This is a genomic window from Microcoleus pseudofavosus SVA1_A4 (assembly GCF_036700565.1).
Classification (GTDB): Bacteria; Cyanobacteriota; Cyanobacteriia; order Cyanobacteriales; family Microcoleaceae; genus Microcoleus.
Genome location: NZ_JAUBPE010000035.1, coordinates 19,927 through 34,476 on the forward strand (window position 1 = coordinate 19,927; position 14,550 = coordinate 34,476).

The window sequence follows — 14,550 nt, forward strand, 5'->3', positions numbered from 1 at the left end:
AAGAAGTTTACCGATATTTTCGAGAGTTTGTAGCATCACAATTGAGCTCACCCGATTAATTTCGCGACTCGCAAAGCAGAGGTAATAGCTCCTTCGTGCAAACCATCCCCCAAATAAGCTCCCGCATGATAAGTGTTTTTCTCGCCATTAGTCTCGATAACTTCATCTCGATATCGAAAAGACTCGACAGTATACATCGGCGTGTGATGTTGCTGAATGTGAATAATCTGCTTTTTGTCGATCGACTCTTCGAGTTTAAAGGCTAAGCTGTACTCTCGCGGCGACTTGATGCCGCAAAGCTGATTCAAGCTCGCATTATATCCCCATCCCTTGTCCGTCTCGAAAAAATCAAATTCTGATAACTTGCGGATGCCGTAGCGATAGTACATTGAAGTATCCGAATGCAGCACAGTCGTGGCATAATTGGCTTTCCACGCTGAAAACCGCTTGATTTCCGCATCTGTAGGATCGGACAATAGCCTCATCACTTGGTCTGGTGGCATCGCAAAAACCACCTTATCAACTTCCTGCATCTCCCCATTAGAAAGCACAATTTTTACAGCATCAGCACTTCTGAAAATATTGGCAATCTCCACATTCAGCAGTATATCGCCCTTAAACCGCTCCAGAATCTTTTCAATGTAAGAATACACCCCGCCTTTAATCCTCACCCAGTTGACCGAGGCATATTCGCGCAGAACAGGCATCGCCAATTCTGCCGGAAAATTGTCGAGTAATTCAAAGGGTATCGAGTAGCTGTACATCGTCAGCAACTTCAGCCAATAATTGCGGACGCAGGAACTTTTCAAACTCTGAGAAAGCGGTACATCGTCGAAATCGTGCTGTTTAGCAAACCGCATTTTTAAAATAAATGCAGCCGAACGAGCGTAGAGACTATCGAGCCGTAAATACTCGATCAGGCGTTGAATTCCCGTGAAGTTTTTCTGAATTGCGACTTTTGATAAAAAGTGCCTATCATCTTTAAAAAACAGCGCAGAACCAATCTCCACAGGCTCTAATTCAACTCCTAGCTCTTGCATGAGAGCGACGAAATTATAAAACACAGTCGGAAATTCTAGCACTCCATTTTCTAATATCTCATTGCACTCAGATTGATTGGGCGCAACATTTTTGTTGAGCGTCCGAATGTGTCCGCCTAAAATTGGCTGTTTTTCAAACACAGTGACGTGATGCCCCTGTTTATTGAGCCAGTAGGCTGTGGCCATACCACTAGCTCCGCCCCCAACAATTGCAATTTTCATAGTTCGCTCCTAAATTGATAGAAGGAAGTTCGGCAACGGATTTTGTAACGGATGTAAAGGAAGGATAGAAGGAAGGAAGTTCGGCAACGGATTTTGTAACGGATGTAAAGGATAGAAGGAAGAAAGAAGGAAGAAGGTAGAAGGTAGAAATTCTCGTTCCTTGGCTCTGCCAAGGGACGAGAGAAACAGAAAAATAACCAATTCCCAATTTTCCTTAGCCTAAAATCGCGTCGCCGGATAAACGTTGATAAAGCAGCGCCCCCGTCCAAAATGTCGGCGCAAAGCCTGGATAGCCGGAGGAGGCGTTGCAGAAATAGAAATTGTTGAGGGATGTTTCGTGATTTAGCCGATCGACTCCCATGTTGCGCGGCGTCAGGCTGGAACCGTAGGAATTACCGTTAGGACACCAACAGAAGCGCTCGTTAGTCGTCGGACTTCCGGTAATATGAAAGACCATGTGTTTGCGGAAATTCGGAACATAGTCTTTTTCAACAACATCTAAAATCGAGTCCAGAATCTCTTGTTTCTTCTGTCTGTAAGCTTTGCGATCGCTCTCCCAAAGTTGCTTAAAATAGCCGTAATTAGCAACAGTCAGAAATTCGACAATTTGACAATCTTCTGGACAATCCCGCCGCGCTTCCGTCAGTAAAGTTGGCGTTGTAATTGCAAAACTCGGACGAGAAAAATCATTTTGCTCGTACATTTGAGCAAAAGCTTCATTCAGATCCAAGTGTTCGGAATGAAACGTATTCCACTTGCCAAATCCATAGTCTCTGAGATCGATATCTTTGACAACACAGTACACCATGTAGTTAGAGGCAGAATACTCATAGTTGAGTTTCCGGCGCACTGTTTTAGAGAACATTTCCTCTCCAATCATCTTGGCCGCTCTTTTGGGATCGAGGTTGCAAATCACCGTGTCGCCCGTGAATTCATGGGTTTGATTCGTAGTCAAATCCATCGCTTCAACTCCCGTTAAAGTTCTGTTTGTCACCCTAAAATTCGTGACTTCATGGTTTAGTAGAACTTTCCCGCCGTTGGATTCAATGACTTTAACTAAAGAATTGATGACATCTTCAAAATGCTGGGTCGGGTAAAATGCACCTTCTTGATAGCCTCTAAATAAGGCAATCCAAGCATAGAAAGAAAGCTGATTTGGGGGTAGCAAAAAGTCCGGCCATTGCAGGGCTAATAGGGTTTGGGCGGCTTGCGGGAGTTGGAACTTGTCGAAAACGTCCTGAAGCGTGCTGTTGAGGTGTTGGACAGCACAGAATACGTCACCGAAATTTTTGAGCAATTCAATGGGTTTGACGGGAGGAGCGAGTTTTCTGAGTCCCGCGCCGGTTTGCTCGACTTCGTTGACGAATTTGCGAATTCTCTCGCCCGCTTCGGGAAACAGCGCCGACAATCGCCGGATTAGTTCCTCTGGTTCCGAGGGAATATCTAGGGCGTATCCAGGCATTCTCATGTGGTCGTAGCCATTCGGATCGTACCGCTCAAAGGTGACATCTCGATCGAGACCGAGTTTTTTGAGAACTCGATTGACTGTATGTCCTTCGCCGCAGTCCCAAACGTAGTGGAATTGGGCATTAAACGTGTATTTGTTGGCCATCGTAAAGGTGTGACCAAAGCCTCCGGGATGCTCGTGAGCTTCGAGGATGTGTACGGTTTTGCCGGAGTTTGCCATCAAAGCTCCGAAAACCAGTGCTGATAAACCACTGCCGACGATGAGGTAATCTGTTTTCATGGGCAATTTCCTCGATCGATTGAATCGGGCGATCGTTGTTTATTTAAACTAGCTCTCAATTCTGAGGAAAGTGTGAAGTCGAGCAACAGTATTGCTGGGCGCGCTGGCTAAAGTATTGTATTAAAGCCTGATTGCGGTTGCTGTTAAGATTAATTAAGCTTTTGTGTATGGAACTTATAGTTTGTGGGGCGGGCAGGAAAGCCCGCCCCACAACAGAAAAACCCCGGCTTTTACCTTTTTACGTAAGTCTTAAGGTATAGAATCATCTACCTAATTAGGAGTATGTTAGTTAGATGTGCGATCGCCTATTGCTGTGTGCGGCACAATCACATCAAAAAAAGCATCTTCCAAATCATAACCAAACATCTGCGACATCGCCATCAACTTCGATTTACTGGGGATTCCCTGCTGATTCAACCAATCAGTCAACACAAAAATTTTGTTCATCAAAAACATTTCCAAAGCTTCAGGATTGTACTGAATACCTTGGGTGCGGTGGAATTGGTGCGGCACCAACATCGCCGCATAGCGCGCCAATTCTCCCGCTTTCCAATCCAGCAAAAATGGCAGCCAAGGGTAACAAGCATCCAAGCGAATAAACCACAGTCGCACTTCGGGAATTTCCGAAATTTCTCGCGGATCTAACTCTTCGCGCGGATACTCAATTTCAAATTGTAGCTGCTGTTCGTTTTGGGCGATCGCTCCTTCGGCCAGCCACTTTTCAATCGCACTCCGCACCGGAGACAAATCTAAACTGTTTATGCGATCGGCATTGATCGATATCATAATACTCATAAAAAGTCAACCCATTTTAAATGTTAGATTGCTCCCACCGATGGATTCGGGGGCAAGAGACCCAATTGCTTGATTGTTAACTTGATAGCATTTAGCGATCGTACCATCAGCGATTAACATTGTATAGCAGAATGAATAAGGAATAAGGCAAATGCAATAAAATCAAATTTTTTAGCGTTTACCTATGATAATAAGGCTTCTCTCAAAGGTCGTCTTACACCACCACAATAATAAAAATGCGCCTATTAAAATCCGGTGAATCAGCATTGATTAAAGCTCTACTTATGACCAACTCAAAACTTGCTGAAGTAATAGTACCAACACTAAACACTGCGCTTGTTGAGGACATGGACGATGGTGGGATGGGTAGCCTCCGCTTCAAATCCTGCGCTGCTGATTCAGGCAGAAGGCTTGGCAGAACAGTCGCTGAAGCTGAATTTTTAGATGAGGATGGAGTTCCTGTATCTGTCGAATTGAATTTAGATGAGCATAGTCAACTTTTTAAGCTTGATGTTTGGAAATTTGATTATTCTCCTGTGTGTAGATGGCCCGACCTGGGACAAGTTGTGATTAAAGAAAGAATCTAATAAAGGCGATCGCACTTTCGATAGTGTTGCCAATTTTTGAGATTCTTCGCTTCATTCAGAATGACATAATTTAGGTTGTCAATGCTGGAAGCATTGCCATTTGCAATCCATCTATCATGCGACTGCGACGCGGTGTTGTTCCAAATCTGTCTTTGAACTCTTCCCACTCTGCCCAATGCACCCCTGGTGGCAAGTTACCATGCTCGTCAAATTCTGGAATCATACCCTCACACCTTTATATCTTAACACAATTTCCTTGTCAAATTTTAATTAATGTTAATTTCGTCAGCAGAGCTTAATAGTTGGAGATATTTGTTATTATGGGGTAATTGAATATGACTATAGCCGTAATAATCAAAGAATGATAATTAATAATATAGAATTTCTAGAGGAAGATGCCGAGCTTTTTTCAGACGGCTCCGTTCATGATGCCATACTTGCCCAGGATGCGATCGTTCAGGGCATTCCCTGTGCTGGCAATCGCAGCGTTGTTTTCTACTCTTCTGGACAACTTAAACTCTGCTGGCTCTCCTCGACAACTATATTAGATGACATTCCATGTGCTAGTGATGTGATACTCTACCTCCATGAAAATGGTCAGTTGTGGAATGTGTCTCTTGATTCAGATTACCAAATCAAAAAAGTTTTGCACAGATCGGGTAGTCGTCTCACTTTTGATGAAACAGGAGAATTACTGGAGTATTCTGAATCACTAGATGCAGATCGATTGATTGAGGAATTTCCTTCTAGTTCGCAGTTTGATGTGTGGCGATATGCCAATGGTAGACCGAGCTTAATTGTGCTGTCTTCTACCCATATGATTAACGGAGAAAAATATCCACGTGGTGCCAAGGTGTCTTTAAACAATGATGGAGAAGTCATCGACTGGCAGTTAGTCAATTTGGATTCAGAGCAACGTTATAAGCAACGAGTGTTTGGTGTGTTCGAGGTAGACTGGCAATAAAGAAGTGCGATCGCTTTTGATGCCCGATCCAATTCAATAACCAATTACCCATTTTTCCCAAACTTGCTATCTTGCAAAGAATTACCAATCCCCTGGATAATTCCCCGCCCGATCAAACCAATTCCCCGCCCTATAACCTGCGTCAAAACGTAAACAACAGCAGTCCCCAACAGCGAAATAACCGCGCGAACTCTAGGTGCGATCGCATCCCTGGTTTCCAGCAGCAAAGTCAATGCCAACTGCCACCCAGAAAGCTGTGCTAACTCCTGATTTCTCGGAGCATAAATAGAAATTCTCTTAATTCCAGAATCGCCCAAAACAAACAGCCAAAACCTGCTTTCAAAAATAGCTTTCGGTTCCACAAAATAGCTATCCCAGCGATATCTCCACGACAAATTATTCCGAAACTGCTCAATTTCTCGTGTCGAAATCAACTTACCATCGTAAAAAATCTGCTTGATTTCCTCAATATTCGCAAAATTATTTAGTAGAGGCTGTACCACTCCGCTAGCAACTTGAATTGCCAAATTTTCTAACAAAGCTTCAGCTCGCTGCATCGCTTCCGGGCTGCCAGCAACACAAGAAATATTGTCAACTGTTAGCGGAATTTCAAATAGCAAATGTGCAATAAAATCAACTGTCATCGGGATTTTGTCAAGTATTTCTGCTGCAACTGCTGTTTCATCTGCCAGCAGCACCGGCACAACTTCTACGCCGCTGACAGCAAATAAATTAGCAGCGCTTTGCCCTTGACTTTCGGTTAGTTTCAAGCTTGTTTGACTGCTATCAAAAACCACAGTTTCTCCGGTATGCACCGTATAGTATCTGCCAAAAAAATTTATGATTGTCGCCTCCCACAAATCCCGCAAAATAGCAGGCATTTTTTCCGACAATTGAGTTTGCTGCACTTGCCCCAAGCGCAATTCGTCCAGCAAATCCTCTAACTTCCGCAGGATGGAATTCAGCAATTCGAGCTTTTTGGTCGATCGCAAAATATCGATTTCCAAAGGCACGCCAGTCAAATTCACCAAATCCAACTGCAATTTAGCAGCTACCGAGTCAAACAAGCTACGTTGCCAATTAGTTGCAACCTCCCAAGATTCAGCCGAAACTAGAGAATGCGCTACTGGGAATTGAGAATTATTTAACAAATTCTCTCCTCTGCCTTCTTCCTTTTTCCTTCTGCCTTCTGTTTTCTCCCTTCTGCTTTCTCCCCTCTCCCCTCTTCCTTCAAATAATAACTGACTGACAATCCAGCGAGCGGCCAGCAATTCTCTGCGGCGCCCATTGAGTACAACGCCATCTAAAATAGAGGGCAAATCAGTCGGATCTGCCGCTCTCACCTCTTGCAAATCAGCTTTGACAACCGCCAAAGCTGCATCTATTTCCCGCAGTCCAGACAGACAAAAATAAGCCAGGATTTTTTTGTGTACGGGTGTATCAACTGTCGGCTCATCTGCATTTTCCTCTGCACTTGCTGCGGAGTTTTCTACTGTTTGAACCACCGCTGCATTTAGTTCTATTTCCGAGTTAGCTGCCGTATCTGTCGCCCAATAAGTGCAACCAGATGCCACCGCGCGAATAGCTTCGATTGTCACGGAAATATCTCTACCTTTAGGAGAATAGCCATTCGCGCCCGCAGCTTGTAGCTGCGCCAACAGCTCCGGTGTCAGCGGCCCGCCTAGCAGCAACAGGGGCAGGTTGGGATACAAACTTTTGAGTTCGCGACAAAATGCCAGCGCCTGTATTTGACCCGATCGCAAATTTAAGGTCTCAACAGCCAAAATTGCCAAATCTGCGGGCTTCTGGGCTGCAAAGGAGCCGATCGAGCGAGCTTCGAGAACCCGCAAAGCCTCGGTTCCCGTTGAAACCTCTCCGACCACTTGCAAGTCTGGATACTGCTCGATCGCGACTCGCAGCCCCAGCCGGAAAATGGGGTCGCCATTGATCGACAGCAGTTGGAAATTACTCACTCGATTTTTGATTTTTGATTTTTGATTTGACAGGTTGATCGCGCGAAAACCCAATTACTCGGGGATCAAATTAGCATCAGGAGGCCCAGCCGGTTGAGGAATCGAGGGCGGCGCGGGTTCCGGAGCCGGAGCCGGAGCCGGAGCAGCAGGTTCCGGAGCCGGGGCCTCTTGTCTCGCGGGCGGATAGTAAGGTTCCGGCTCCCTCGCGGGCGGATAGTAAGGTTCCGGCTCCCTCGCGGGCGGATTGTAAGGCTCCGGAGCCGGAGCAGGTGGATTGTAAGGCTCCGGAGCCGGAGCCGGGGCTTCTTGTCTCGCGGGCGGATAGTAAGGCTCCTGAGCCGGAGCCTGCTCGGGAGCCGGCGCGTACTCCTCCTGTCGCGGAGCCGGCGCGTACTCCTCCTGTCGCGGAGCCGGCGCGTACTCCCGAGCCGGAGCTGGCGCGTACTCCCGAGCGGGTTCCGGCGGCGGTGCAGTGTTGGCTCTAAGTTCGGCACTCCAGCGCCCGATCGCACCTGCTGCCTCTGAATGCAGCGCCCTACCGTAACCGATTTGGGAAGCCATATCGATCGCCGCTCCTAGACTACCTTGAGACGCCAATTCCGCAGCTCGATCCAGAATCGGTCGGTCTTGAGCAACTTGCAGTTCGCTCACCCACTCATAGACATTATCCTGAGCTTTGGCGTACAGAGTCCTACCGCTCTTAATTTCCGAAGCTTTTTCAATAGCGGCGCTAAGTTTTCCTTGCTTCGCCAGGGCGATCGCTTCATCTAAAAAAGGCTGATCTTGAATAACTTCTATGCGTTTCGTCCACTGAGCCAAGAGAGTTTGCGCTTCTACCCTGCGGGGGCGGTTTTGAGCGATCAGGAGTACCTGAGCGATGCCGCCCTTGAGTCCTTCAACCGTTTGCGGTTCTGCCAACTGCTTCGCCAGCGTCAGAAAAGATTTGTCTTCGATCCGCTGAATTTCCCGGCGCCAAGCAGCCACCAAAGTTTGAGCGTGAACCCGCCGCGGCTGGCGAGGCCCGACGGTTTGCGCTTGCTCGATCGCTACCTGAAACGCCCCTACCTGACCGAAACTAGCGATCGTGCTCGCCACTTGCAGACGCAGCAAATCTTGAAACTGCACCTGCAAATTTTCAATTTGAACTTGAGCTTGCTTGTACAGAGGGCGACCCGGAGCAATTTGGCTAGCAGCCCCCTGCCCTTCCAGCAAGGTAAAAACGTGTTGCGGCAGCGGTGTTGACATCGACTGGTTCCACATCACCGCCTGAGCCCTACCCAACTGCATCAAATCTTGAGCTTCCGCAAACAGCGGCGAATCTTGCGGCACCACAGAAGCAGCCTCGATCGCCCCCGGGAGGTCTTTCGCCCCCAACCGCTTAGTAGCCATTGCCAGCAAAGTCCGGCTCCAGCCCGCGATTTCCTGCTCCGCTTTAGCACGGGCAAAAAGCTGCGAGTCTATTTTACGAGCCAGGACGATCGCCTCAGCGAAATTTTGCGGAGTTCCGTCCTTCGCCAACTCTCTAGCTTCTTGCAAGCGCTGCCAGCCGTTTCTTTCCAAAGAAATCTGCTGGATCAGCTCGTTGTAACGCTTTTGACTCCAGAAAACATTTTCCAGCTTAAACAGAGCTTGAGCGTAATCCCACGCCTTCTTTAAATCCTCACTTTTCAAAGCTGCTAGGGCTGTATCGTAGAGTTTTTGGCCCTCCTGCCAATTTTTTTCCCAAGCAGCCACAGCCTCCTCTACCTCTGGGTAAGACGGACTGGTTTTCGGAATTTTCGCCACAATCTCCAGAGCGCCTTTCAAATCGCCCACCTCAATTTTTGCCCTGGCAAATCCCAGAATGGCTTTCGACCATTCCCCGATCAAATGTTGACCCTGCGAATATAGCGGGTGTTCTTTCGGCCAAGCCTGCACCAGTGCCATTGCCGATTCTATCTGTTCTAACTTGCCGGACTTAGCTGCTTGTTGAGCGCAGTAAAGTCGCTCTCCGTCCGCCGCCAGCGGCGACAGTTGCTGGCAATTCGGCGGCGGCGGCATCGTCAGCAACCACAGAAAAGCAGCGGCACCCGTTACTCCAAATCCCACCAGGAGACTCAGCCAGATAAGCTGCCACTGCCAAAAAGTTCTTTTCCCCTCTATCGGCGGCGCCGTTGCTGAGGAACTCGCATAGCCTGTCACCTCTGCACTTAGCTGTGCCGTCGGTTTGGGGGATGGGTTGTATTGCGGTGGTGTGTGGAATTGGTCAGATTGTCGTCTCGCCATTACTTCAGCCTGTCCTGTAATGCGCTGTAAAGCCTGACACACCCACATCAAATCATAGATTGTGATGTCGGCTTCTGACTCTTGTTAAGGAGATCGAGAACTTCCTTCAAGGTACTGGCAATTTTTCCCTTTACGGCGTTTTATAGTGAGGTTTGTGTCCAGCCCCACTGGTTGCTTCCTTTGCATTTTAGGCTCTCGAAGCACGTAAATCATACCAGTTATCAAACAATTATTCACAGCTCCCGGAGGCACTTTAGCAGAAAAAACAGTATCAAGCCCCCGTCAGTAGGTCAATTTTAGATTTTAGATTTTAGATTTTAGATTTGACTCCGCAGATAAATTTGGAGGGGTTTAAGTAAGGTCTAATCATAAATTTGGGTCATAAATTCCTTTTATTAAGACTCAGCGCTTGAAACCGGAACTACACAAAACAAACTTTCGTCCACTCCAAGCGGACTAAAAAATCAAGGGGGTACAAAAGCCCAATTTTGTCTAAACTCTTACGTGTAGCGGGTAGAACTGATTTTTTTTGTTTAGTCGTATTTATTCCCGATCGCCAATTTTGGCGATTGAGTTTCACTCTTCTCTACTGTGCCAAATTCTGGCGGGAGACGGCAAAAAAACCGATCGAGCGCAGCTCAATACTTGAATCATTTTCTACCACCTACACCCTCGCAAAAACATGGGTTTTGCTGACAGCAGCGGCTGCTTTATCGGTTACGAAGCCTTATGCGTATCGCTGGCACTCGATGCTTCCGTGGCGGACTCTGCCGAGCGATATCCGTAGAAATCTATCCGGTAGTCTACAATTCTGACACCAGTTTGCTGTTGGATTTGTTCGATCAATTCGATCGGCAGTTCCACATGAACGTCGAGAATCTGAGTCGTATCCAGACAGTTGACGTGAGAGTGAGAGTCGCTGACATTGCCGTACAAGCGTCCCTCCGATCGTTCTATGCACTCAATAATCCCTTCTCTCGACAAAGCTTCTAGATTTTGATAAACAGAAGTATGACCGATCGAATGCGCTTTTTGGTTGAGGCGATCGTAAATTTCGCGAGCTGAGAGGTGTTCTTTTGCCTCCCACAGAAGTTCTAGAATAAATCGACGCTGGCGGCTCAAGCGCATTCCCATCGCCTGACAGCGGTTTAAAGCATCTTCTAATGAACGAATTGGTTTCACAGCTACCGCCTTCTAAAGCCTGCTCGATTTTTAATTCTGGTACAATGTTGCACGCCGATATATTCACTAATTCTAACGCAGGGTTGCCCAACAGTAGAAGGTAGAAGGCAAAAATCTCGAATGAGTGAATTTTTTGTAGTTGCTGCTGAACTCTGGATGCCAGCACGAACAAAATTTTCCCTCTCACAAATATTGCTGTGGCTCTATCTTCTACTGCAACAACTCCTAGTTCGAGGATTTGATGGCGTGAACCAGTAACTTGGCGATTTCCGAGAGTTGTTTTTTGTTGAAGGTTTTGAGCAAAAGCCTTACTACAGCCTTCGGTTCGGCGGGAAGTGCTACTTGCTTCGACACTGCTGCGGTCGCTGCTGGGGCTGCTGGGGCGCTTGCCTCTGCTGGTTTGGGGCTTGCTGCCAAAAGTAGCAAATTTTTACTCGGAGCGATCGTCTTGACTTTCCCCCCTTGCACCAAATCCCCAGCTTCCTTGAGTTCTTTGATAATCAGCGGAGCTAAGACTTTATAAGAGTTTTTGGGATTAACGATCGCCCCTCTAGCTGTTTTAACTAAATTTTGCCAAGTCTCAATTTTACCTCCCAACTTATAGAGGCGAACGCACACAGCCGTCAACTCGGAGCGACTAGCAGCCGATTCTTTCTGCTTGAACACCTGCAACATTTCTTTAAGTAAAGTCATCACTTCAACAGCAAAATTCGCCGGCACAGCGCCCGCTGTTTGAGCTGCGGGCGCACCAGACCCAGCAGCAACCGCCCGAACTTTGCCAGACGCCAAGTTGTTGAGGTGAGTTTCCAGTTGAGCAAAAACAGGCATCACCTGCTGTACGAGTTTTTCTCCCTCTTCATTCCTCAAGCCGAAAGGCCCCTCCAGTCGCCCCAGCAGATCCTTAAGCGTATCAACTCCCTTTAAAAATAGGGATTCGGCCGTTTGGTCAACCTGCTTGACGGGCCCGTCCTTGAGCACCTTAAAACAATCTTCCAAGCGGTGAGCAGTTGTTTTAATACTATCTAAGCCGAGCATCGCCGCCCCTCCTTTCACCGAATGGGCGGCTCGAAACATCTCTTGGACGCTTTCGGGGTCTTTCATCGTGGACTTCAAATCCACTAAACCATTTTCTAGAGTATCGAGGTGCTCCTTAGCCTCCTCTATAAACAAACGCATAATTCGGTCTTGCTGATTTGACACGACAGTCCTCCTAACAATCTCAGCCCCCCTCTAGAAATCACCCTCTTCGCGGGAGGAAACACGACTCCTGCCAAAAGTCAGAAGCTCCCATGCAAAATATTCTAGCCTGCCTCAGCTAGCAGACTGACAATACTCCTGTCGGGGCAGTCTTAGCTCTAAAACTGGTGCAATGGAGATTGAGCCTAGAGTTCTGAGGGAGTATCTGGAGCGATTTCAATGCCCATTCCTTCTTTCATCATCTGCTGATCCGTAATCAAATCGCTCAATTCCTTGACTTCGACGCCGATGTTTTGGCAAGCCTGTTTCAGTTCCCGCTCGAAGGTGTTGAGGTCGCCTCCGTAGCCGCAAAGCTCGGCGGCTGTGGCGATTCCTTGTTGGGCGTTAGCTTTGGCGCAGTCGATCAATTCAATGCCTTTGAGAGGTTGGGAGGATGCCATAATTTCAAGCCACAATTTATCTTTTTTCCTACTGTACCTAGAACGTTGAGGTCGATCGATCTATCGAAAGGCATGAAAAATCCTGCCTGTGCTGCGTGTTACCAATTCATACCTATTTTTTGGGAGTTCCTGCGAAGATAGCAGTAGTTGGGATTTTCTAACCCTTACCGTGCCTAACTTATACTAAATCATGGTGAAAAACGTTCGCCTATCTAAAATGCACTGGCTCTGGAGCGTCCGGCACCGCCTGTTTGCGTCTGTTCTGTTCGCTATAGCAGTCGCTGTTTTCGTGCCGCCTGACTATCTCCCCCTGACTCGGACGCTGTGCATTTGGAACGCGGGCGCGGTCAGTTTTCTGATTTTGACTTGGATGCTGATGCTGCAAGGCACTCCCGAACTGATGCGCCACCACGCTCAGCAGTTGGATGCTGGCCGCTTAACCATCTTAAGTACGATCGTGGCAGCGGCTTTTGCTAGCTTGTTAGCCATCTTCTTTTTGCTGCGCGATACCAAAGGCCTGTCCCCGAATTTGCTATTTCTGCACTTGGGGCTTTCTGTCCTAACAATTGTTGGGTCTTGGATGCAGGTACACACTATCTTCACGATGCACTATGCCCGCAGCTACTACAAAAACCGCAGCAAGCAGCACGGCAGCTACTTGCAGGCGGGGGGCTTGGATTTTCCGGGCGACGAGGAACCTGACTACAAAGATTTTTTATATTTTTCCTTTGGTATTGGCATGACTTGCCAAGTTGCAGACGTGCAGATCACTTCTCGTTCGACGAGGTATCTCGTGCTTTTTCACAGCGTGCTGTCGTTCTTTTTTAACACCGCTATTCTGGCTATGAGTGTCAATATTATTGCTGGATTGAGTTGAGATGATTCAGTAGCCGCAGTATGATTTAGGGTATGATGCGGAAACTTTCATCCTCATAATAGTTAGGTGGTAATTGCTAAATTGAAGTAGTCCAACCATCGGGAAGCTCACTTACATCTTCTAGTAGGAAGTTAGCGTACACGAATATTCGGACATCATCGTAGAGATCGCTAAGAACACGTTTCCGGGAACCGGATTTGTCCCACGGTTGAAGATCGGAGTCTAGCTCACAGAAACCAACCCAAGAATGCCCCTCTTGCTGTAATTCTTCAGATTTAACTATCACAGCCGCCAAAACAGCTAAATCATAGGGCTTAAGGAATAGATCGTCCATTGCACCAATAGATATTTGGCGCTCCAGCATAGGCTCTGAAAGCGGAAAGACGTTGAGACTAGGATGATTCGCTAATTCCTCCAATCGTTCTGAAACTTTCGTCAGTTCATTTGCGACTAATCCATCAAATTGAGCAAATACCCGACGTGCTGCATCGGCATCCTCAGCGCTGACTCGACCTTCATCTGTTGCCCATCTCACAAATTTGCGTAAATCATCAGAGCGAGAGCGTGGGGAAAACCTTCGAGGTACGGTTTCACGTGCTTCTGTAAGGCATATTGCAGGCACATATAACTTAAACTCACCAGCCTGAGCGCGTTGGAGCAACTGAATAGCCTGTGGACTTTGCAAGTGTTCTGGAGCAATAACATCCACTACCCAATTTGTTTCCACTAAAACTGCCTTGGGTTTCACTTTGCACTCTTACTCCATCTAGGGCCAGCAGCCCTCACTTCGCCAATTCGGAGAAGGCTAATTATTGGTTCGCCAAGTAGGTTTCTTAAATCATTTGGGAGGTTTTCCATACTAGCAGTCAGCTTCAGTTTCTCAAGCCATCGCTGAACTCGTGATTCAAACTCAATAGCAGGGTTTCCTTTCCATTGCTCATCTGCAGGTGGTAGCAAAGAATCTGGAAGTTTCGCTTCACCAACTACATAAATTGACTCACCATTATACTTTTCTAAGGAGTCGCGGAGCAGAATCACACGCTCACCAGCTACGACAAGTCCAACTGAACAACCAATAGATGCCATAGTATGTTTAAGCTGTTCAATAGCATTTTTAGCTATACTACTGATGTCTTTAAGTTTTACCTCAACGAGCATTAGATATTCGCCATCTTGACTGGTCAAAATAATATCTGGTTGGAATGTTTTTATCATGGCATTATATCGCAGCGAATTTATTTGCGATGCAGTAAATCAACGA

General features: G+C 47.1%; 14 protein-coding genes. 3 read left to right on the forward strand and 11 right to left on the reverse strand.

The genetic code is table 11. From position 1 onward, the window contains the following. Positions 1–47: 47 nt before the first annotated feature. From QUA02_RS16620 to QUA02_RS16630, 3 genes are all read right to left on the reverse strand, one after another. Positions 48–1,262 (reverse strand): FAD-dependent oxidoreductase, encoded by a 1,215-nt coding sequence (locus QUA02_RS16620; RefSeq protein ID WP_333029288.1) that lies wholly within the window; start codon positions 1,260–1,262, stop codon positions 48–50. A gap of 214 nt (positions 1,263–1,476) precedes the next feature. Beyond that, a complete protein-coding gene (locus QUA02_RS16625; protein WP_333029289.1) occupies positions 1,477–3,009 on the reverse strand; it encodes a phytoene desaturase family protein in 1,533 nt (510 codons plus the stop codon). A gap of 285 nt (positions 3,010–3,294) precedes the next feature. Continuing rightward, a complete protein-coding gene (locus QUA02_RS16630; RefSeq protein WP_333029290.1) occupies positions 3,295–3,804 on the reverse strand; it encodes a CRR6 family NdhI maturation factor in 510 nt (169 codons plus the stop codon). 236 nt (positions 3,805–4,040) lie between these two features. On the opposite strand from QUA02_RS16630, the gene QUA02_RS16635 reads away from it, so the two are divergent. Then, positions 4,041–4,391 (forward strand): DUF6984 family protein, encoded by a 351-nt coding sequence (locus tag QUA02_RS16635; RefSeq protein ID WP_333029291.1) that lies wholly within the window; start codon positions 4,041–4,043, stop codon positions 4,389–4,391. A 70-nt stretch (positions 4,392–4,461) separates the two neighbouring features. Here the strand turns inward: QUA02_RS16635 and QUA02_RS16640 are convergent, their stop codons facing one another. After that, positions 4,462–4,614 carry a DUF6932 family protein gene (locus QUA02_RS16640; protein WP_333029292.1) on the reverse strand — a complete coding sequence of 51 codons (153 nt, stop codon included), beginning with the start codon at positions 4,612–4,614 and terminating at the stop codon, positions 4,462–4,464. A 138-nt stretch (positions 4,615–4,752) separates the two neighbouring features. Here QUA02_RS16640 and QUA02_RS16645 point away from each other — a divergent pair, with 138 nt between their 5' ends. Continuing rightward, complete coding sequence (locus QUA02_RS16645) at positions 4,753–5,355, forward strand: hypothetical protein (protein WP_333029293.1); 603 nt, start codon at positions 4,753–4,755, stop codon at positions 5,353–5,355. 44 nt (positions 5,356–5,399) lie between these two features. Here QUA02_RS16645 and QUA02_RS16650 read toward each other — a convergent pair whose 3' ends face one another. The 5 genes from QUA02_RS16650 to QUA02_RS16670 all read right to left on the reverse strand — a co-directional run bounded on the left by QUA02_RS16650 (position 5,400) and on the right by QUA02_RS16670 (position 12,412). After that, a complete protein-coding gene (locus QUA02_RS16650) occupies positions 5,400–7,328 on the reverse strand; it encodes a DUF3685 domain-containing protein (RefSeq protein ID WP_333029294.1) in 1,929 nt (642 codons plus the stop codon). Between the two features lie 54 nt (positions 7,329–7,382). Beyond that, positions 7,383–9,593 carry a hypothetical protein gene (locus tag QUA02_RS16655; RefSeq protein ID WP_333029295.1) on the reverse strand — a complete coding sequence of 737 codons (2,211 nt, stop codon included), beginning with the start codon at positions 9,591–9,593 and terminating at the stop codon, positions 7,383–7,385. Positions 9,594–10,310: 717 nt separating this feature from the next. Further along, positions 10,311–10,775: a Fur family transcriptional regulator gene (locus tag QUA02_RS16660; protein ID WP_333029296.1), complete on the reverse strand. Its 465-nt coding sequence runs from the start codon at positions 10,773–10,775 to the stop codon at positions 10,311–10,313. Between the two features lie 225 nt (positions 10,776–11,000). Further along, positions 11,001–11,975: an Hpt domain-containing protein gene (locus QUA02_RS16665; protein ID WP_333029297.1), complete on the reverse strand. Its 975-nt coding sequence runs from the start codon at positions 11,973–11,975 to the stop codon at positions 11,001–11,003. A gap of 182 nt (positions 11,976–12,157) precedes the next feature. Beyond that, complete coding sequence (locus tag QUA02_RS16670; protein ID WP_172192057.1) at positions 12,158–12,412, reverse strand: hypothetical protein; 255 nt, start codon at positions 12,410–12,412, stop codon at positions 12,158–12,160. 190 nt (positions 12,413–12,602) lie between these two features. On the opposite strand from QUA02_RS16670, the gene QUA02_RS16675 reads away from it, so the two are divergent. Further along, positions 12,603–13,289, forward strand: coding sequence for a DUF1345 domain-containing protein (locus QUA02_RS16675; protein ID WP_333029298.1), 687 nt, complete (start codon positions 12,603–12,605; stop codon positions 13,287–13,289). A 76-nt stretch (positions 13,290–13,365) separates the two neighbouring features. Here the strand turns inward: QUA02_RS16675 and QUA02_RS16680 are convergent, their stop codons facing one another. Continuing rightward, on the reverse strand, positions 13,366–14,037 hold the full coding sequence (locus tag QUA02_RS16680; RefSeq protein ID WP_333029299.1) for a hypothetical protein: 672 nt from the start codon (positions 14,035–14,037) through the stop codon (positions 13,366–13,368). Then, positions 14,034–14,504, reverse strand: coding sequence for a hypothetical protein (locus QUA02_RS16685; RefSeq protein WP_333029300.1), 471 nt, complete (start codon positions 14,502–14,504; stop codon positions 14,034–14,036). The genes QUA02_RS16680 and QUA02_RS16685 overlap by 4 nt, the downstream gene beginning before the upstream one ends. Positions 14,505–14,550 lie beyond the last annotated feature (46 nt).